Annotated in this window: 18 protein-coding genes; 3 read left to right on the top strand and 15 right to left on the bottom strand. The window is 63.2% G+C overall.

Features of this window, described 5'->3' with window-relative positions; genetic code table 11:
- The first annotated feature begins 14 nt into the window (after window positions 1–14).
- On the top strand, window positions 15–1202 hold the full coding sequence (locus QA643_RS19140; RefSeq protein ID WP_283034623.1) for a 6-phosphofructokinase: 1188 nt from the start codon (window positions 15–17) through the stop codon (window positions 1200–1202).
- 112 nt (window positions 1203–1314) lie between these two features.
- Here QA643_RS19140 and QA643_RS19135 read toward each other — a convergent pair whose 3' ends face one another.
- On the bottom strand, window positions 1315–2997 hold the full coding sequence (locus tag QA643_RS19135) for a glutamine--tRNA ligase/YqeY domain fusion protein (RefSeq protein ID WP_283034622.1): 1683 nt from the start codon (window positions 2995–2997) through the stop codon (window positions 1315–1317).
- Between the two features lie 143 nt (window positions 2998–3140).
- Between QA643_RS19135 and gltX the strand changes: the two genes are divergently transcribed.
- Window positions 3141–4565 (top strand): glutamate--tRNA ligase, encoded by a 1425-nt coding sequence (gene gltX / locus QA643_RS19130; protein ID WP_283034621.1) that lies wholly within the window; start codon window positions 3141–3143, stop codon window positions 4563–4565.
- A 159-nt stretch (window positions 4566–4724) separates the two neighbouring features.
- Window positions 4725–6029, top strand: a complete 1305-nt coding sequence (gene gltA / locus QA643_RS19125; RefSeq protein WP_283034620.1) for a citrate synthase — start codon at window positions 4725–4727, stop codon at window positions 6027–6029.
- Window positions 6030–6201: 172 nt separating this feature from the next.
- On the opposite strand, the gene lpxB is transcribed toward gltA, so the two are convergent.
- The 14 genes from lpxB to pyrH all read right to left on the bottom strand — a co-directional run bounded on the left by lpxB (window position 6202) and on the right by pyrH (window position 20434).
- Window positions 6202–7365, bottom strand: coding sequence for a lipid-A-disaccharide synthase (lpxB, locus tag QA643_RS19120; RefSeq protein ID WP_283034852.1), 1164 nt, complete (start codon window positions 7363–7365; stop codon window positions 6202–6204).
- A gap of 23 nt (window positions 7366–7388) precedes the next feature.
- Window positions 7389–8246: a UDP-2,3-diacylglucosamine diphosphatase LpxI gene (gene lpxI / locus QA643_RS19115; RefSeq protein WP_283034619.1), complete on the bottom strand. Its 858-nt coding sequence runs from the start codon at window positions 8244–8246 to the stop codon at window positions 7389–7391.
- A gap of 19 nt (window positions 8247–8265) precedes the next feature.
- Window positions 8266–9069 carry an acyl-ACP--UDP-N-acetylglucosamine O-acyltransferase gene (gene lpxA, locus QA643_RS19110; RefSeq protein WP_283034618.1) on the bottom strand — a complete coding sequence of 268 codons (804 nt, stop codon included), beginning with the start codon at window positions 9067–9069 and terminating at the stop codon, window positions 8266–8268.
- 164 nt (window positions 9070–9233) lie between these two features.
- Window positions 9234–9587 carry a hypothetical protein gene (locus QA643_RS19105; protein WP_283034617.1) on the bottom strand — a complete coding sequence of 118 codons (354 nt, stop codon included), beginning with the start codon at window positions 9585–9587 and terminating at the stop codon, window positions 9234–9236.
- Between the two features lie 248 nt (window positions 9588–9835).
- Entirely contained in the window at window positions 9836–10471 is a 636-nt protein-coding gene (locus QA643_RS19100; RefSeq protein WP_349253281.1) for a histidine phosphatase family protein, read from the bottom strand.
- 146 nt (window positions 10472–10617) lie between these two features.
- Window positions 10618–11076, bottom strand: coding sequence for a 3-hydroxyacyl-ACP dehydratase FabZ (gene fabZ, locus QA643_RS19095; protein WP_283034616.1), 459 nt, complete (start codon window positions 11074–11076; stop codon window positions 10618–10620).
- Window positions 11076–12143 (bottom strand): UDP-3-O-(3-hydroxymyristoyl)glucosamine N-acyltransferase, encoded by a 1068-nt coding sequence (lpxD, locus tag QA643_RS19090; protein WP_283034615.1) that lies wholly within the window; start codon window positions 12141–12143, stop codon window positions 11076–11078. The genes fabZ and lpxD overlap by 1 nt, the downstream gene beginning before the upstream one ends.
- A gap of 122 nt (window positions 12144–12265) precedes the next feature.
- Window positions 12266–14806 (bottom strand): outer membrane protein assembly factor BamA, encoded by a 2541-nt coding sequence (gene bamA, locus QA643_RS19085; protein WP_283034614.1) that lies wholly within the window; start codon window positions 14804–14806, stop codon window positions 12266–12268.
- A gap of 173 nt (window positions 14807–14979) precedes the next feature.
- Window positions 14980–16155, bottom strand: a complete 1176-nt coding sequence (gene rseP, locus QA643_RS19080) for an RIP metalloprotease RseP (RefSeq protein ID WP_283034613.1) — start codon at window positions 16153–16155, stop codon at window positions 14980–14982.
- A 41-nt stretch (window positions 16156–16196) separates the two neighbouring features.
- Entirely contained in the window at window positions 16197–17420 is a 1224-nt protein-coding gene (gene dxr, locus QA643_RS19075; protein WP_283034612.1) for a 1-deoxy-D-xylulose-5-phosphate reductoisomerase, read from the bottom strand.
- Between the two features lie 4 nt (window positions 17421–17424).
- Window positions 17425–18273 carry a phosphatidate cytidylyltransferase gene (locus QA643_RS19070; RefSeq protein ID WP_283034611.1) on the bottom strand — a complete coding sequence of 283 codons (849 nt, stop codon included), beginning with the start codon at window positions 18271–18273 and terminating at the stop codon, window positions 17425–17427.
- Window positions 18270–19025, bottom strand: coding sequence for an isoprenyl transferase (locus QA643_RS19065; RefSeq protein ID WP_283034610.1), 756 nt, complete (start codon window positions 19023–19025; stop codon window positions 18270–18272). The genes QA643_RS19070 and QA643_RS19065 overlap by 4 nt, the downstream gene beginning before the upstream one ends.
- Window positions 19026–19083: 58 nt before the next feature.
- Window positions 19084–19647 carry a ribosome recycling factor gene (frr, locus tag QA643_RS19060; RefSeq protein ID WP_283034609.1) on the bottom strand — a complete coding sequence of 188 codons (564 nt, stop codon included), beginning with the start codon at window positions 19645–19647 and terminating at the stop codon, window positions 19084–19086.
- 70 nt (window positions 19648–19717) lie between these two features.
- A complete protein-coding gene (pyrH, locus tag QA643_RS19055) occupies window positions 19718–20434 on the bottom strand; it encodes a UMP kinase (protein ID WP_283034608.1) in 717 nt (238 codons plus the stop codon).
- Between the last annotated feature and the right edge of the window lie 46 nt (window positions 20435–20480).

Genomic DNA, 20480 nt, shown 5'->3' with positions numbered 1-20480 from the left:
CTTGGGAGGTCGGTATGGTAAGAAAGCGCATTGGCATTCTCACCGGCGGCGGCGACGTCCCCGGCCTCAACGCCGTGATCAAGAGCGTGACGTATCGCGGCAGTGAGGACGACATCGAGGTCGTCGGTCTCCGCCGTGGCTGGGAGGCTCTGACGCACCTGAACCTCGAGGCTCCTGCCAGCAAGGCCCATTACATCATCCCGCTAAGCCGTGCGAACACACGCATCATCGACCGGCGCGGCGGGACCGTGCTGCACTCGAGCCGTACCAATCCGTCCAAGATGAAAAAGCTGCCCGATCATCTCGTCGGGAAGGACTTTCCAGCCTCCTCGACCACCAACGACGGCGTCACAGCCAGGACGTGGGACCTCACCGGCCAGGTGCTGGCGAACCTCTCGGGGCTCGGCATCGAACATCTGATCGCCATCGGCGGCGACGACACGCTGAGTTACGCGGCGAGGCTCAACGAGCTCGGCGTCAGGATTATCGCCATCCCGAAGACGATGGACAACGATGTCCGAAATACCGAGTACTGCATCGGCTTTTCGACCGCGATCACCCGAGCCAGCGACGCCATCCAGCGGCAACGCACCACGGTCGGCTCCCACGAGCGAATCGGCATCTTCCGCGTCTTTGGCCGCGATGCCGGATTTACGGCGCTGTTCAGCGCATACGCAACCTCGATACGATGCGTCATACCGGAGTACAGGGTCAATCTCGACAAGCTGATCCAGTTGCTCCTCGAGGACAAGCGTACCACCCCGAGCAACTACGCGCTGGTCGTGCTCAGCGAGGGTGCCGCATGGGAGGGCTACACGGTGCAGGAATATGGCGAGCCTGATGCCTATGGTCACCGCAAGAAGGCGAGCGTGGCGGAGTCGCTTGCAGATGAAATCAAGCGGCGCGTCGGCGAAGAGACGATCACCTCCGACCTCACCTACGATCTGCGATCGGGCGATCCGGACTTCATGGACAAGCTGGTGGCCCTGACCTTCGGCAATATGGCCTACGATGCCATCCTGGAAGGAAAGACCGGCCTAATGTCGGCGCTGGTGGAGGGGCGCTATCAAATGGTCCCCATCCCCGACGCCAAGCTGGGGCCGCGCAAGCTGGACGTCGCCAGCACGTACAACACGGAACGCTACCGTCCCATCTACGCCAACAAGCGCGGGCTGCCGATCTTCCTCAGCCTCGCGTCATAGGGTGGCGGACCTACTGCTCGATCAGCGGGGTCTTGGACAGGACGTGGCGGCTAGCGATCTTCCAGTCGCCGTCCTCGCGAACGATCGCCCGGCCGCGCTTTGCACCGTCGACCTACCCCTTCCCGCCGACTTCCTTGGCAAAGGTGTCGCGCAGGCCGATGGTGCGGTTGAACACCGGCTTACCGGGGGCGGAATCCTTGTCGCGCACGAAATAGCCCTGGCGCTCGAACTGCATCACCTCGCCGGAATTATCGGCAGCGACCGACGGCTCGATCCGGGCCTCACGCAGCACTTCCAACGATTCCGGATTGAGGTCGGCGGCAAAATTCGCGGCGTTCGGGCTCGGGTTTGCGAATAGCTGGTTGTAGACGCGGATTTCCGCCGGCACCGAGTCCTTCGCCGACAGCCAGTGCATGGTCGCCTTGACCTTGCGGCCGTCGGGCGCATTGCCGCCCTTGGTCGCTGGGTCATAGGTGCAACGCAGCTCGACGACTTCGCCGGCATCGTTCTTGATGACGCCGGTGCACTTGACGAAATAGGCGTAGCGCAGCCGCACCTCGTTACCCGGCGACAGGCGGAAGAACTTTTTCGGTGGGTTCTCCATGAAATCGTCGCGCTCGATATAGAGCTCACGGCCGAACGAAATCTTTCGCGTGCCGGCGGAGAGGTCGTCGGGATGGTTGACGGCCTCGAGCTCCTCGACCTGGCCTTCCGGATAATTCTCGATCACCACCTTGAGCGGCCGCAGCACGGCCATGCGGCGCTGCGCTGACTTGTTGAGGTGCTCGCGGATGCAGAATTCGAGCATGCCGACATCGACCACACTGTTGGCCTTCGCCACGCCGATGCGCTTGACGAATTCGCGCACCGCCGCCGGCGGCACACCGCGCCGCTTCAGGCCCGCGATGGTCGGCATGCGCGGATCGTCCCAGCCAGAGACGTGTCCTTCGCGCACGAGCTGCGTCAGCACGCGCTTGGACAGCAGCGTGTAGGTGAGGTTGAGACGCGCGAACTCATACTGCCGCGGCTTGGACGGCACCGGCAGCTTTTCCAGCAGCCATTCATAAAGCGGCCGGTGGTCCTCGAATTCCAGCGTGCAGATCGAATGGGTGATGCCCTCGATCGCATCCGACTGGCCATGGGCATAGTCGTAGCTCGGATAGATCGACCATTTGGTGCCGGTGCGCGGGTGCTCGGCATGCAGGATGCGGTAGAGCACGGGGTCGCGCAGGTTGATGTTGCCCGCGGCCATGTCGATTTTCGCGCGCAGCACGCGGGCGCCGTTCGGAAATTCGCCGGCCTTCATGCGCCGGAAGAGGTCGAGGTTTTCCTCGACCGTGCGGTCACGGAACGGCGAGTTCTTGCCGGGTTCCGTCAGCGTGCCGCGACTGACGCGGATCTCCTCCTGCGACTGGTCGTCGACGTAGGCGTCGCCAGCCTTGATCAGCCTCTCCGCCCAGTCGTACAGGCGCTCGAAATAATCGGAGGCGTAATAGAGGTCGGTTCCCCAGTCGTAACCGAGCCAGTGCACGTCGGCCTGGATGGAATCGATATATTCCTGCTCTTCCTTGGTCGGATTGGTATCGTCGAAGCGCAGATGGCACTTGCCGGCAAATTCCTGGGCGATGCCGAAATTGAGGGCAATCGACTTGGCGTGCCCGATGTGCAGATAGCCGTTCGGCTCCGGCGGGAAGCGGGTCACGATCCGGCTGTGCTTTTTGGAAGAGAGATCGGCCTGGACGATGTCGCGGATGAAGTCGCGCCCCGCCTCTGCCGTTACCGGTTCTGTGGTCATCTACGAGTTCCTGTTAGGGATTGGCGAACCTTCTGCCAAATTCGCCCCTGTGAGCCAAGCCTACTTTGCGGTGGCTGAGGCTTTAGTTATGCACCGTTCCTGCTATACACCACCGCCAATTCCCACCTCCTTGCTGCCCGGTAATGACTGATCCTGTCGTCACACGCTTCGCCCCCTCGCCCACCGGCTTCCTCCATATCGGCGGAGCCCGGACCGCGCTGTTCAACTGGCTGTATGCCAAAAAGACGGGCGGCAAGATGCTGCTGCGTATCGAGGATACCGACCGCGAGCGCTCGACCGAGGCGGCCATCGCGGCCATTCTCGACGGGCTGAAATGGCTCGAGCTCGATTGGGACGGCGACGTCACCTACCAGTTCAGCCGTGCCGCCAGGCACCGCGAGGCAGCCGAGCAACTGCTCGCCAGCGGCAAGGCATACCGCTGCTACGCCACATCGGAGGAACTGGCCGCGATGCGCGAGAAGGCACGCGCGGAAGGCCGCACCCGGCTCTATGACGGCATGTGGCGGGACCGCGACCCGGCCGGGGCGCCTGAAGGCATGAAGCCGACAATCCGCCTCAAGGCGCCACAGACCGGCGAGACCGTGATCGAGGACCAGGTTCAGGGCCGCGTGGTCTGGCAGAACGAGAACCTCGACGACCTCGTGCTGCTGCGTGGCGACGGCACCCCGACCTACATGCTGGCGGTCGTGGTCGACGACCACGACATGGGCGTCACCCACGTCATCCGCGGCGACGACCATTTAATCAACGCCGCGCGCCAGAAGCAGATCTACGACGCGCTCGGCTGGCACATTCCGAACATGTCGCACATCCCGCTGATCCATGGGCCGGACGGTTCAAAGCTCTCCAAGCGCCACGGCGCGCTCGGCGTCGATGCCTACCGCGCCATGGGATACCTGCCGGCGGCGCTGCGCAATTACCTGGTCCGGCTCGGCTGGAGCCACGGCGACCAGGAAATCTTCTCTACGCAGGAGATGATCGACGCGTTCGACCTGTCGGCGATCGGCCGCTCCGCGGCGCGGTTCGATTTCGCCAAGCTGGAAAACCTCAACGGCCACTACATCCGCCAGGCTGACGACCGCGAGTTGCTCAGGCAGTTCGAGAGCGTGCTCGACTACGTCCCCGAAGGCGCTGACCTCAAGGCGAAGCTGAGCGACACCACGCGCGCGCAATTGCTGCGGGCGATGCCGAGCCTGAAGGAGCGCGCCAAGACGCTGATCGAGCTGATCTCGGGCGCCTATTTCATCTTCGCCGACCGTCCGCTGCAGATCGAGGCCAAGGCCGCCGCGCTGCTGACGCCGGAGACCCGCGCCCTGATCGGCCGGCTGCGGACTGCGTTGGAAGCCGTTACCGACTGGCATGCGGAGACAACGGAAGCCGCCATGCGGAATTTCGCCGAGCAAAACGGCCTCAAGCTCGGCGCCGTCGCCCAGCCGCTCCGGGTGGCGCTGACCGGGCGCACCACTTCCCCCGGTATTTTCGACGTTTTGGCCGTCCTGGGCCGGGAGGAATGCCTCGCCCGGCTCGCCGATCAGGCGGCCGGCTAGCCCCTACCTTATACGGGTTTCCGGCCATCTTGCGGTGCACAGGGCAATAAGCTAACCCATCTGGCGCCGCTTCTAGAACAATCCGGCTTCCTTGCCGCTGCCTTGAGAATGGCACCAAGGTGGCACGGTTTTTCGTAACGATTTCATCGGGGATTCACGATGGACGCCAAATCCAGCAACAAGACTGCAACGCTCACGGTTGGTAACAAGACCTACGATTTCCCGATCCTCAGCGGCACGGTGGGGCCAGATGTCATCGACATCGCCAAGCTCTACGCCCAAGCGGGGATGTTCACTTACGACCCGGGCTTCACCTCGACCGGCAGCTGCCAGTCGAAGATCACTTATATCGACGGCGACGCCGGCATCCTCGAATACCGCGGCTACCCGATCGAGCAGCTTGCCGAGCACGGCGATTTCCTCGAGACCTGCTACCTCCTGCTCTACGGGGAACTGCCGACCAAGGCGCAGAAGCTGGATTTCGACTCGCGCGTGACCCGTCACACCATGGTGCACGAGCAGATGGCCCGCTTCTTCCAGGGCTTCCGCCGTGACGCGCATCCGATGGCGGTCATGGTCGGTTGCGTCGGCGCGCTGGCGGCGTTCTATCACGACTCGACCGACATCAACGACCCGCAGCAGCGCATGATCGCCTCGATGCGGATGATCGCGAAGATCCCGACGCTGGCGGCGATGGCCTACAAATACACCATCGGCCAGCCCTTCATATATCCGAAGAACTCGCTCTCGTTTGCCGAGAACTTCCTGAACATGTGCTTCGCGGTGCCCTGCGAGGAGTACAAGATCAACCCGGTGCTGGCTGACGCGCTCGACAAGATCTTCATCCTGCACGCCGACCACGAGCAGAACGCCTCGACCTCGACGGTGCGTATCGCGGGCTCTTCCGGCGCCAACCCGTTCGCCTGCATCGCGGCCGGCATCGCCTGCCTGTGGGGCCCGGCGCATGGCGGCGCCAACGAAGCGGCGCTGGCGATGCTGTCCGAGATCGGCTCGGTCGACAAGATTCCGGAATTCATCAAGAAGGTGAAGGACAAGAACTCGGAAGTCCGCCTGATGGGCTTCGGTCACCGCGTCTACAAGAACTACGATCCGCGCGCCAAGATCATGCAGAAGATGTGTCATGCCGTGCTGAAGGAAACCGGCCATGGCGACGATCCGATGCTGAAGGTGGCGCTGGAGCTGGAGAAGATCGCGCTCTCCGACCAGTACTTCATCGACCGCAAGCTCTATCCGAACGTTGACTTCTATTCAGGCATCACGCTGAAGGCGATGGGCTTCCCGACCTCGATGTTCACCGTGCTGTTCGCGGTCGCCCGCACCGTCGGCTGGATCAGCCAGTGGAGCGAAATGATCGAGGACCCGCAGCAGAAGATCGGCCGTCCGCGCCAGCTCTATACCGGCGTCGCCCGCCGCGACTACGTGCCGATGGATAGCCGCAAGTAAGCAGCGTCGCTTACGCCACAAACAAAAGCCGGATGCGGTCGCCGCGTCCGGCTTTCGTATTCGTGGGAAGGGTTAGCCTTGTAGGGTGAGCAAAGCGCAGCGTGCCCACCATTGTCACCGAGAAGTCCGAAAGATGGTGGGCACGCTTCGCTTTGCCCACCCTACGAAATCCCTACGAAACCCGCGGCTTGTACATCGTCGCAAGCACGATATCGGCGGCGCGCACGCTCGGCGGCTGATCGCCGGTCGACATGATCGTATCCAGCGTGGCGAAGGCCTCGAGCTGCTGGCGGCGCAGCGCCGAATCCGACAGCACGTCGGCAAGCGCCTCCGCCAGCTTTTCGGGCGTACACGCCTCCTGAAGAAACTCGGGAATGACGTCCTTGCCGATCACGAGGTTGGCAAGGATCACCGACGACACGCGGATCGCCCGCCGCAGGATGAACGCCTCAATGGCACCGACGCGGTAGGCCGTCACCATCGGCACGCCCGCCAGCGCGAGCTCGAGCGTCACGGTGCCGGACTTGGCGAGCGCCGCGTGCGCGATCCGGAATGCGGCCCGCTTGTCCTGCTCGCCGATCACGACCTGGGGCTGGACCGGCCAGCCCTTTACGGCCTCGACCACTGTTTCCTGCAGATGCGGCATGGTCGGCAGCATCAATTCGAACGCGACGCCCCGCTCCTGCAACAGCCCCACCGCCTGGCCGAACACCGTCATGTGGTGGCGTATTTCGCTGCGGCGGCTGCCCGGCAGCACCAGCAGCACCGGCGGCGATTCCGCCCGCCGTTTGGCCTCATCCGCATTCGGGCGCAGCGAGGCCAATTGTTCGACCAGGGGATGGCCGACATAGCTGCAGGGCGGCCCGTGCAAGCGCTGATAGGCCTCGGGCTCGAACGGCAGCAACGCCAGCACGTGATCGACATATTTCAGCATCGCGCGCGCCCGGCCTGGCCGCCACGCCCAGACCGAGGGCGACACATAGTCGACGATCGGAATCGACGGGTCCTTGGCACGCACGCGCTTCGCCACGCGGTGGGTAAAATCCGGACTGTCGATGATGACGAGGATATCCGGTGCAGCTTCCGTAACGGCGATCGCGGTTTCCTTGATCAGCCCGAGGATCTTCGGCAATTCCCTGACGACCGCGGCAAGCCCGATGATCGAAAGCTCTTCGATCGGAAACAGCGTGTCGAGCCCTTCGCGCGCCATCGCGCGCCCTCCGACGCCTTCGAACCGCACGCCGTCGCCGAGACGCTGGCGCAGCACCTTCATCAAATTGGCGCCAAGCCGATCGCCGGATTCCTCCGTCGCGATCAGAAATATCCTCCGCTCCATCCCGGCGGTCGCGCGAGACGGCGTCACGCTGATAGCCCCTGGATGAACAGGCCAGCGCTGTCGGCGGCCGCGATCATGGCCTGCGCGTCAGCGGCAATCGTATGGCCGGCGATCACGGCGATACCGGCGAGCCCGGCCTTCGCCGCGCCCTCGACCGTCCTGGCGCCCACGGTCGGCAGATCGTAGCGCAAATCCTGCCCGCTCTTGGGCGCTTTCACCAGCACGCCGCGGCCCGCTTTGGCTCTGATCCGCCCGGCCTCGCGCAGCCGCGCCACGCGCGCCAAAAGCCCGTCGGTGCCCTCGATGTCCTCCACCGCCACCACGTGCCCGTCGATCACGACGACGGCCTGACCGATATCGAACGGGCCGAGCGCGCCAAGCACCTCCCGTCCCCTGGCGATGTCGGCGATACCTGCGGAATCAGGCGCGGCGCGCGCAATATTTCCCTCCGGCATCAGCACATCGGGAGCCACGTCCCTGACGCCGACCATCCGGAAACCGTCCTGTTCGAGGATGCGGCCAATCCCCGATAACAGATGGTCGTCGCCGCCGCGGAATGCCGCCCAGATGCGGCCGAGAACGCGGATCGTTCCCCAGTCCAGCCGGATCTCCGACAGCGCGGGGCGCAGCAGGGTGCCGATGAAGATCAGGTCGCGGCAGCCTTCGCTGCGAAACAGCTTTGTCGCACGCCCGAGCTGCCCGACCGAAATCCAGTGATGGCGAAAGCGGCCGACGCGCTCCGCGTCGCAGGCGCCGCGCAGCGCAAACAGCACCGGAGCGATCCCCCGCGCGACCAGCGAATCCGCGACCGCGAACGGCATGGCGCCGCCGCCGGCGATGACGCCGACGGGTGACGAAATGTCGGAAGCCGCTGAAGTCATGGCCGCGGCGATCCCGTCATCATTGCTTGTTGCCCTCGCTGGCGGGAAGGCAGAGCGGACGATGCTTGCCCTGTGCGATGAACGTGAGGATTTCGGCTATCGCCGGATCCTCGCGGGCCATCGGCTGCACCGCGTTCAGCCGCTCGGCAAAGACGCCGGGCCCGTGAAACAGCTTCTGATAGAACGCGCGCACCTTGGCGAGCCGCTCCTTGGTAAACTTGCGGCGCTTCATGCCGATGATGTTCAGCCCTTCGAGGCTGGCATATTGGCCGTTGGCGAGCCCGAACGGAATGATGTCGCCGCGCACCCCGCAGACGCCGCCGACCATCACCTGCGGTCCGATCCGGGTGAACTGGTGCACCGCGGAGAGCCCGCCGATGAAGACGAAATCGCCGATCTCGCAGTGACCGCCGAGTGTTGCCGATGTCGCGAAAATCACGTCATTGCCAACCAGGCAATCGTGCCCAACATGGCTGCAGTTCATGAAATAGCCGCGGTCGCCGACCCGTGTCACGCCGCCGCCGGCAACCGTCCCGGCATTCATGGTGGTGGATTCGCGGATGGTGCAGCCGGCGCCGATCTCGAGCCTGGTCAGTTCGCCCTTGTAGCTCAGCGATTGTGGCGGGGTGCCAAGGGAGACGAACGGATAGATGGTGCAGCCATCGCCAATCGTCGTCTGCGCCGTGACGTGCACATGCGCGATCAGTTTGCAATTTGCGCCGATCACGACGTTAGGCCCGATAATGCAATAGGGACCGATCGTGGTCCCCTCGCCGATCACAGCGCCATCCTCAACCCGCGCGGTTGGATCGATCGTACCCATCACTTAAGCCAGCCCATCCGTTGCCCAGCGAATATCTCGCATTTTCCGGTGGTTAGCGCGGCATACCAGGGCTGTCTAGTGACGTATGGTTACGGCGTGTTTCGAGGCATCCGAATGGGATGCCCGCCAGATGACGGCGCCTTGTCGAACGTCAGAACGAGCTTTCAAGTCATGCTGCCGGGCAGGAAGCAGCGGATCGTTATTCCATACGTACCCTTGATCGGCCAGACCATGGTGCGGCCGACACGGTTCGGCTCGGTAATGACGGCATCGTCGGGGACATCGACCCACTGGCCCTCGAGCCGCACGCGGTAGTGGCCGTCCTTTGATTCCCAGTCGACGTCAGAGACGGCCGAGCCGTCGGCATCGGAGCAGCACGGCCCCTTGCCGCTTTTCAGGCTGTCGAACCAGGATTTGAGCGGCGAATTGGCGTAACGCCCGTCGTCGCGCGCCGTTGCGCTTCCAGCAAAAACAGCCGCCGAGCCCATCAGCACGACAGCCAATCCGAGCGATTTCATGCGGCCCTCTCGGCACCGACGATCTGCCACCGGAATTATCAAGTCGCAGCCAGCAATGAAGTTCCGCCATCATGACGACGTGATTACACTGTGTCGGCGATCCGACATCGGCTGCAACGACATCTCAAGACGTGACCCAGCTACCTTCTAGAGCGCGATGAGATTTGGATGAAACGTCATCGCGCTTTAGGTCTTTGTTTGAGCATGATCTTTTCGGAAAACCGCTTCACACTTTTCCGGATCATGCTCTAGCTGCCCGCCAGCGCGATCCATTCGCTCGCCTGCACGCGCGCGACGAACGCGGCCTGGCCGGAAGCGCTCGTCTTATAGACGAGCGCCTCGCCCTCGCGGATATCGGCAAACTCCTTGCCAAAGGCGTCGGTGACGTTGGTCTTGTGCGTCACGGCCAGAGTGTTGGCACCGGCCCTCGGCGGCGCGCTGACCAGCTCGCGCACGGCACGTCCGACCTTGACGTTCTTGCCGTCGGGATTGGCCATTGACGACGCACTGCCGGCGCCGCTGTCGGTCAATTCGTCCACTGGCGAGACGTCCTTGCCGCCGATCAGCCGGCCGGTCTCGACCGCGCGGTTCAGGCGGCTGGTATAGACCTCGCCGATCGGCACGCCCAGTTTCGCAAGCGCCGCACCAAGCTCGCGCGCCATCGCGCGGCCCTTGTCGTTCAGTTGCCGCTGCGCGCTCATGTCGTCGAATTTGAAGGGATAGACATCCTTCTGGCTGTCGTCGGTGGCGCCGTGCCGAAATACGATGACGTAGCCGCCGCCCTTCAGCGAAGCAATCAGACCGTTCAGATCAGCCGCATCAGTGGGCAGCGACGCCAGGAGGAAAATGACTAAAAACGAAATAAAGGACACAAGCTTGTTCACGGACGCCTCCGTTGAAAAAGCGCGGGACCCAAACCGGAATCAGGCTGCAGAATCTCTCAATCGACCTCGGCGTGGGTTCCACTACCAACGATTGAGCAAAGACATCAAAAATCCGCCAGTTGTGTGGCGAATAGATCCAAGCGCGTTCAGTCGGTCAGCATGGCGCCGACGTCGGCTTCGGCGACGACCGTGCCGTTGACCTTGGCGTCGCCGTGAAACCACCACATCGCCTTGCGTCGCCCGATCGAGCGCATGTGATACTCGACGGTGTCGCCGGGCATCACCGGCTTTCGGAATTTGCACTTGTCGATGGTCAGGAAATAAACCGCGCGCGGCTTCTCGGTGCCTTCGACCGACTTGATTCCGATCACGCCTGCGGTCTGCGCCATGGCCTCGATCATCATCACGCCGGGATAGACCGGACGCTCGGGAAAATGGCCGAGAAACGGCGGCTCGTTGAAGGTGACGTTCTTGATGCCGATGCCGCTGTAGTCGGTCCGGATCTTGATCACCCGGTCGATCAGCAGCATCGGATAACGGTGCGGGAGGGTCTTGAGGATCTCGTTGATGTCAACGAGCTCGAACCTGACAGGTGCTTCCTCCATCACTCCTTCCCCTCGCCCTTTAAATGGGCTGCGCTATCGCGAGCCAAGCGTTCAAGCGCCAGCGACTCTCGAAACCATTGCCGGGTTGGCCGAGCTAGATGACCGCCCCAGCGTTCGTTGGCAGGAATGTCGTCCTTAACCGCGCTCATGGCAGCGATCTGCGCTCCATCGCCAATCTTGATGTGATTGTTAAGTCCCGCTTTGGCGCCGATTGCCACGTTGTCACCTATCGTCAGACTGCCCGCGAGCCCGATCTGGGCCGCGAGCAGGCAGTGCCTGCCGATGGTCACATTGTGGCCGATCTGGACCTGATTGTCGATTTTGGTGCCTTCACCGATCACGGTGTCGCGCAGGCTGCCGCGATCGATCGTGGTCGAGGCGCCGATCTCGACATTGTTCTGGATCAGGACGCGGCCGGTCTGTGGCACCTTGAGATGGCCCTCGGGTCCGAAGAAGATGAAACCATAGCCGTCCTGCCCGATGCTGCAGCCGGGATGAATCAGGACGTTGTTACCGATCAGGGAAAACTGGATCGCGGTGCGCGCGCCGACGTTACAGTCGCGGCCGATCTTGACGTCGGCGCCGATCACCGCGCCGGCTCCGATCACGGTTCCAGCGCCGATTTCGACCCGCGGGCCGATCACCGCCAGCGGATCGACGATAACGCCGTCCTCCAGATGCGCCGACGGGTCGATGATCGCCGACGGTGCGATGCCGTCAATCTCGAACCAGGACTGCGGCCGAAGCGCATCGGCGTGCCATTCGCGCGCCAGCTTCACGAAGGCGCGGAACGGCTGGGCGGCGCGCAGCACCGCAACGTGGGCGGGCACCTGCTGCTCGAAGCGCGGGCTGACAAGGCAGGCACCGGCCTTGGTCGCCTTGAGTTGGTCGACATATTTGAGGTTGTCGAAGAACGCCAGATGCATCGGACCGGCTTCGTCGAGCGAGGCCAGCCCCCTGATCACGTGATCGCCCCGTGCGGAGTCGACCAATGCCGCTCCCGTCAACGCAGCCAGCTCGGCGAGCGTTGAGGAAGGAGGTTGTTTGAAGAATATCGGCTGCGCCATTCTACCCGCTGCAGTCTGGCCCTCACATCAGAGCGTCGGCCCCGGTGAACGGAGCCGACCTCTCCTCTTATTCCGCCGCGTCCTCGAAGCGGACCTTAAGGTCCGCTTCGCGTCAAGACGCCTTAGAACGATGTGCCACCGCCAAACTTGAATTCCTGCACGCGGTCAAACTGACCCTTCGTAAGCGGAACCGCATAGTCGAAGCGCAGCGGACCGAACGGCGAGGCCCAGATGATGCCGACACCCACCGAGGTACGGACGACGTTGCCGTTGTCGTACTGCAATCCGGTACACGTTCCAGGAGTGGCCGCAGCCGTCGCCGTTGCCTGCGTCGGCGGGATACAACCAGGCAGATTAACCTCGCCCGTTGCCGCCCACGACGTCGGCCCCTTGTAGTCCCACAATCCGCCGGCGTCGGCATAGACCGAGCCCTTGAGCCCGACTTCCTTCGGCAGGAACCAGAACGGCATCTGCAGTTCGAACGAAGCGCCCCAGTACTTGGTGCCGCCGAGCGCGTCACGCGTGCCAAAGGGGTTGATATCGCGCGGACCGATGCCGTTCGGCGCAAAACCGCGAACCAGATTTGGACCCATCTGGAAGTGGTCGAGCATGCGCAGCTCGCTGCCGCCGAACTGGTTGAGGATGCCGCCCTGAAGGTGGATCAAACCGACGATATCGGCGACCAGCGGGGTGTAGTACTTCGCGTCGATCGCCGACTTGATGTACTTCACATCGCCGCCAACGCCGGCGAAGTCCTGCTTCCAGTCGATCAGCAAGCCGTCGGTCGGGTTCTTGTTATTATCAAGCGTGTTGTAGTTCAGCGAGTAACCGATCGCCGAGGTCAGCGCCTTGCCGTTCTGCAGCTCCCTGCGGACCGGCAGCGAGGCTTCGCCGTCGAAATAACATCCGAGACCGTTTGTGGAGACCAGGCTGATGCCGTTCGCATTCGCAAAGGCCGGGCTCGGATTGAAGTTTGGATTCGGAGATCCGTCAGGCAAGAACTGCACGTTGTTACAGTTCGCCAGCTGGCTCGGCAGCGAGATTTCCTGCTGATAGATCGAGTAGCGCAGCTGCAGCGCGAGGTCTTCCCGCAGGGTGAAGCCGAGCCGCGGGCTGAAGCCCAACGTCTTGGTGCCGTAGGCGATGTAGCTGTTGGCCAGCTGCTCGCGATAGAACAGGTCGAGGCCGAGCGCGACGCGGTAGTCGAACAGATAGGGATCGACGAACGACAGCGAGCCGCCGCGCGCATACTGGCCGTAGGTCACGGCTGCCTTGGCATAAAGACCGCGGCCCAGGAAGTTGCGCTCAGAGATACTGACTTCGGCCAGCGCACCGTCGGTGGTCGAGTAGCCGCCCGACACCGAGAAGTCGCCGGTCGACTTCTCTTCGAGATCGACGATCAGGATCACGCGGTCGGTCGACGAGCCGGGCTCGGTAACGATCCTCACGCTCTTGAAGAAGTCGAGGTTTTTCAGCCGGCGCTCGGCGCGATCGACCAGCGCACGGTTGTAGGCATCGCCTTCGGACAGGTCGAACTCGCGGCGGATCACGTAGTCACGGGTTCGGGTGTTGCCGCGGATGTTGATGCGCTCGATATAGGTGCGCGGGCCTTCGTCGACGGCAAACACGATCGAAACGGTGTGCTGCTCGAAATTGCGATCGCCGCGCGGACGTACCACGGCGAACGCGTAGCCGCGCCGCGACGCCTCAATCTGCATTTCCTCAACGGATTTCTCGAGGGCCTCGGCGTTGTAGACCGAGCCAACGCTGACGCGTGAGAAGCTCCGCATCGAGGCGGCGTCGAGCGTCGGAATCGAGGTCTGGAAGTCGACGGAGGCGACGCGATATTGCTGTCCCTCATCGATCTTGAAGGTGACGAGGAAGCCCTTCTTGTCCGGGTCATACTCGGTCAGCGCCGCGACGACCTGCACGTCGGCGTAACCGTTCTTGAGATAGAAGCGACGAATCAGGTCGCGGTCGGCCTCGACCCGGTCAGGATCGTAGACGTCGGCACCGCCGAGGAAGCTCAGCAGGTTGGACTCGCGCGTCTTGATGACGTCCTTCAGGCGGTAGGAGGAGTAAGCGACGTTGCCGACGAACTCGATCGACTTGACGCCGGTCTTGCTGCCCTCGGTGATCGTGAAGACCAGGTCGACGCGGTTGTTCGGCTGCTCGATGATCTCAGGCGTGACGCGCACGTCATAACGGCCCGAGCGGCGGTAGATTTCGGCGATACGCTGGGCATCCGACTGGACCATCGGCCGCGAGAACGTGCCGCGCGGCTTGGACTGGATTTCAGCGGAGAGCTGCTCGTCCTTGACCTTCTTGTTGCCTTCGAAGGCGATGCGGCCGATCACGGCGTTTTCGACCACGGTCACGACCAAGCGGCCGCCGACCTGGTTGATTCGCACGTCCTGGAACAGGCCGGTCTCGATCAGCGCCTTCAGGCCGTCGTCGATCTGCGCCTGCCCAAGGCGGCCGCCGGGACCTGGCTTGAAGTAGGAACGGATGGTCTCAACCTCGACACGCCGATTCCCCTCAACGGAGATCGACGCCACGGTCTGGGCCGCAGCCGGCGCAGACACCAGCGCACCCCCCGTCGGCGCGGCAACCATGATCAGAGCGGCCAGCAAGCCCCCCCGCACTCGCATTCCCAACATCATGCGCAACGCGCCCTCGTCATTCCGATGCCGGCCCGTTCCCCAACGAAACCGGCAGATTCCCAAGTTGCATTGCTTGTAGCCAATTTCGACAGGGCGGCAAACCAGACTTAGCGCGGCAATTCCAATTTCATTCCAAGGCGTTGCCAATGGGCAACGTCACAAAAAAGCCGCTTCTACGATCTGCCGAAAAGCCCCTTCAGCCACGGCACCTGATGGAAATCATTATAGAAAGCGAACACCATCAACATCAGCACCAGCACCAGCCCCACCCGGAAGCCGTATTCCTGCGATTTTTCAGACAAGGGACGGCCCCGCAGCACCTCGGCCGTATAGAACATAAGGTGGCCGCCATCGAGCAGCGGAACCGGGAACAGGTTCAAGAGCCCGATCGAGATGGACAGCACCGCCGCCAGATGCAGCAGGGGAATCAGCCCGAGGGTCGCGACCTGCCCCGAAATCTGGGCGATTCGAATCGGCCCACCGATCTGGTCGGCGCTGGCCCGGCCGGTAAAAATGTTCCCGATATAGGCGAGCGTCTGTTCGATGACGAAGTAGGTTTCCTTGACCCCGAGCCAGAGCGCGGTTGCCGGATCGACCTTCTCGGTCGTGGCTTCGCCCGGTGATGTCGCACGGGTGATGCCGAGAATGCCGAGCCGCTGCGTGTTCCCGAAGGGATCCTTCACCTCACGCAGTTCCGGCGTGCCCTTCAAATCCAAGGTCGAATCGCCGCGCTTGACGGTAAAGGTCATGGTTTCGCCGGCGCGGACGCTGACGAAGCGCTGCATGTCAGAGAAGCTGCCGATCTTCTTGCCGTCGATGGCGGTGACGATGTCGCCGACCTGGAACCCGGCCCGCTCGGCGGCGCTGCTGGCTTCGATCTTGTCGACCCGCGCCGTCGTGCTCGGCTTGCCGAAGAAGGTGAACAGGCAGGTGAAGATAACGATCGCCAGAATGAAATTCGCGATCGGACCAGCGGCGACGATGGCGGCGCGGGCGCCAACCTTCTTGTGGTGGAAACTGCCTGCCCGCTCTTCCTCGGTCATGCGGGCGAGCGTTTCGGCCGATGAGGGCGTCGAGGCTTCCGATTCGTCGCCGAAGAATTTCACGTAACCGCCGAGCGGGATCGCGGAGATCTTCCAGCGCGTTCCATGGCGGTCGTTGAAGCCGGCAAGTTCCGGCCCGAAGCCGAGCGAGAACGTTAGCACCTTCACGCCCGCCCAGCGTGCGACCAGGAAGTGGCCGAGTTCATGAAAGAACACGACAATGGTCAGAACGAACAAAAAGGGGATGATGTAGCCGACGAGCCCGTGGCTCAACGTATTGAAACTATGCAGAAAAAATTCGGTCATCAGGTTCCCCTCGACGAGAGCAAAGCTCCGTCCCCAACCCTCTAGGATGCCTTTAAGGCAATTTGAGGCAATAGGGAGGCGGCTCTATTTCGCGCGTTATAGTCAACGGAAATCGCGTCATCGGCCGAACTCAGGGGCGCCAGGTTTCCGGCGCGAATCCAGTCGTTCATGGTGGCTTCGACAAGGCGCGCGATCGATCCAAACCGGATCTTTCCGGCGATGAACGCCGCCACCGCCACCTCATTGGCGGCGTTGAATACCGTGGTCGCACCACGTCCGGTACGTAACGATTCGTAGGCCAGCCGCAAGCCCGGGAACCGCTCGAAATCCGGCGCCTCGAAGGTCAGCTGGCCGATTTTGGCGAGATCGAGCCGGGCCGATGGGCCGACGATTCGATCGGGCCAACCAAGGCAGTGCGCGATCGGAATGCGCATGTCGGGCGCGCCAAGCTGCGCCACCACCGAGCGATCGGAAAATTCAACCATGCCGTGAATGATCGACTGCGGATGCACGAGAACGTCGATTTCATCGGCCGAGAGCGCGAACAGGTAGGAAGCTTCGATGACTTCGAGGCCCTTGTTCATCATCGAGGCCGAATCGATCGTGATCTTTTGACCCATGCTCCAGTTCGGATGCTTCAGCGCCTGCTCCAGCGTCGCCTGCTCAATGTCGGCCGGCGCCCAGGTGCGGAACGGCCCGCCCGAGGCCGTGATGATCACGCGCACCAGTTCTTCACGATTGCCGGACGAGAGCGCCTGAAACAGCGCATTGTGCTCAGAATCGGCAGGCAGGATGCAGGCGCCGGCCTTTGCCGCACGCTGCATGAAGAAATCGCCGGCACAGACCAGGCATTCCTTGTTGGCGAGCGCCACCGCCGCGCCGCGATCGACCGCCGCCAGAGCGGGCTTCAGGCCGGCTGCACCGCTGACCGCCGCCATCACCCAGTCGGCGGGACGCGCAGCCGCCTCGATAATAGCGCTTTCGCCGGCGCCGCATGCGATGCCGGTGCCGGCAAGCGCCGCCTTCAGCTCACCCAGCCGCGCCGGATCGGCGATCGCGGCGAACCGCGCGCCGAATTCCTTCGCGAGTTTGGCCAGCGCCTCGACATTGGAATTCGCCGTCAGCGCCTCGACCTGATAGCGGTCGCGCGCGCCGCGCAGCAAATCCATCGTGCTGTCGCCGATCGAGCCGGTGGCGCCCAGCACCGAGACCGTGCGTGCGGCAGCCGCCGCAGCCTTGTTGTTACGCAATGGAACTGCGCTCATCGTATCACCAAACCATAAGACCGCGGCCGACGCCATCGGCGCCAGCCCGCAGAAAGCCCAAAAATGCCGCCACGACGACGGCTGCGACAAAACCATCCAGGCGATCCATTAGTCCGCCATGGCCCGGAATAATGTGACCTGAGTCCTTTACGCCAAAACGCCGCTTCACGGCGGATTCGAAGAGATCCCCGAGCTGCGACACGACCGAAAGCACTGCCGAAACCAGCAATAACGGTCCTGCCCGGCCCAGGTCTAAGGCAGAGAATCCGCCGGCCACTGCAAGGCTGGCGGCAAAACCGCCGATCGCGCCCGCCCAGGTCTTTTTCGGGCTGACGCGCGGCCACAGTTTAGGCCCGCCAATGCCGCGGCCCGCGAAATAGCCGCCGCTGTCGGTGACCCACACGACCAGCAGCACGAACATCAGGGCGGAAAATCCCTTCACAGGATCGAGGCGGACCAGCACCGAGGCGATCTCCGCCGCCGCCGCATACAAAAATCCCGCCGCCGCCCAGTTACGCCGCTCCGGTGCCATCGCGGCGACGGCGATGAGCCCGGCCGCCAGCACGACCAACGCGGCATCCAGGCGATGAAGTGCAAAACAGAGCCCGGCAACCGCAAGCGCAACGACGCCCGGCACCGTCATGCGCATCGCACCGGAAAGGCCCACGATCGCAAGCCACTCCGCGAACAGACCGATCGCGGCAAGCGTCACCAGTGCCGTCCACAAAAAGCCGCCCGCATAGGCGATCGCGACGGCGAGCGGTATCAGCACGACGGCCACGGCGACGCGCATGATGAGATTGCGCTTGTCCGATCCGCTCGCTGCCGCCGGCGCGGCCTCGCCCTCGGTCACGATCCGGTTTTCGCGGCCAGACCGCCGAAACGGCGTTCCCGTCTGGCATATTCGGCAATCGCGCTTTCCAGCGCCGCCTTGTCGAAATCCGGCCAGTGAATCGGCACGAATACGAGCTCGCTATAAGCCGCCTGCCACATCAGGAAATTCGACAGCCGCTGCTCGCCGCTGGTGCGGATGATCAGATCGGGATCGGGGATATCGGGCGCATCGAGATAGCGGCCGAGCGTATCGGCGTCGATCGAGGCCGGATCGCGTTTGCCTTCGGCGACTTCGCGCGCCAAGCGCTGCGCGGCGCCGGCGATCTCCTGGCGCGATCCATAGTTGAATGCGACCACGAGATTGAGCTTGGTGTTGTCCTTGGTCAGTTCCTCGGCTTCGTTAAGCAGCGTGCAGATATCCGCTTCCAACCCCTCCCGCTCGCCGATCACCCGCACGCGCACCCCGTCGCTATGCAGCGTTGCCAGATCGTTGCGAATGAAGCGGCGGAGCAAGCCGAACAGATCGCCGATTTCGGTCGCGGGCCGCGACCAGTTCTCGGAACTGAACGAAAAGATCGTCAGATAGAGCACGCCGAGTTCATGGGCGGCGCGAACCACGCGGCGCAGCGCCTCGACGCCGCGGCGATGACCTTCGGCACGCGGCAGACCGCGCGCTGCCGCCCAGCGCCCGTTTCCGTCCATGATGATCGCCACATGCAACGGAACGGAGCGATCCGGTCCTTCCGTGGCAGGGGCGGCGGCGTTCGGCATCATCAAAATTCCAGGGCCAGTCTTGAACCGTTCCAGTCTCAACGCTTGAAGGTTGTCATTAAACGGTGAGGATTTCCTTTTCCTTCGCCGCCAGCAACTGATCGATTTCGGCGATCATTCCGTCGGTCGCCTTCTGCACCTCGTTAGCCAGCCGCTCCTGGTCGTCCTCGGAAATCTCGTGATTCTTCTCGAGCTTCTTGACGATATCGAGCCCGTCGCGGCGAACGTGGCGGACCGCAACCTTGGCGGCCTCGGCGTATTTATGCGCGACCTTCACCAGTTCCTTGCGCCGCTCGGCGTTGAGTTCCGGAATCCGCAGACGCAGCACCTGTCCTTCGGTCGCAGGCGAAAGGCCGAGATTGGAATCGACGATCGCCTTTTCCACGGCCTTGACCATCGACTTGTCCCATACCTGGACGGAAAGCAGGCGCGGCTCGGGCACGCTGACGGTCGCCAGCTGGTTCAGCGGCATGTGCGAGCCATAGGCTTCGACCTGCACCGGCTCGAGCATCGACGCCGACGCGCGGCCGGTCCGCAGGCCTCCCAGCTCATGCTTGAGCGAGTTTGTGGCGCCTTGCATGCGGCGCTTCAATTCGTTGATGTCAAAACCGGGCGTGGGCATAACGCTCTCCCCTCCTTGGAAACCAGCCGCCGGCGTCTTGCTTGCCTGCGGTCGAAACTGCGCCGGCATATCAGCCGGCGACCACCGTGCCGTGGCCGGTCCCGCGCAGGATGGCGCCGATCGAACCCGGCTCGGCGATCGAGAATACGATGATAGGCAGTGACGTCTCGCGGGCAAGCGCGAATGCGGTCGCATCCATCACCTTGTAGCCACCGGTGATCGCCTGCGAATGCGTCAGACGATCAAAACGCTTGGCGGACGGGTCCTTTTTCGGATCGGCGCTGTAGACGCCGTCGACATTGGTGGCCTTCAGCACGACCTCCGCCCCGATCTCGGCCGCCCGCAGCACCGCCGTGGTGTCGGTGGTGAAGAACGGATTGCCGGTTCCGCCGCCGAGCAGCACGATGCGCCCCTCGGCGAGGTATTTGTGCGCCGCACTGCGGGTGAACAGCTCGGAAATCTCGGGCATCACGAACGCCGACAGGGTCCGAGCCGGCGTCCCCTTGCGCTCGATGGCGGCTTCCAGCGCCAGGCAGTTCATCATGGTTGCGAGCATGCCCATGGTATCGCCGGTCGGGCGCGACACGCCGCGCGAGGACACTTCCACGCCGCGAATGATGTTGCCGCCGCCGATCACGACGGCGACTTCGACGCCGAGCTTCTTGGCCGCGATCAGATCGTCGGCGATGCGGTCGATGGTGGGCTGATCGATGCCGAAAGACTGGCTGCCTGCGAGATACTCGCCCGAGAGCTTGATCACAACGCGACGATAGACCGGGTCAGCCATTGCTTATCGCTTCCTTGTCCCGCGCAGGCGACTTCCGGCGCATCGC

The sequence above is a fragment of the Bradyrhizobium sp. CB3481 genome, assembly GCF_029714305.1.
Classification (GTDB): Bacteria; Pseudomonadota; Alphaproteobacteria; order Rhizobiales; family Xanthobacteraceae; genus Bradyrhizobium.
The sequence above is the reverse complement of the archived record's forward strand: the minus strand, read 5'-3'. Positions and strand labels throughout refer to the sequence as shown.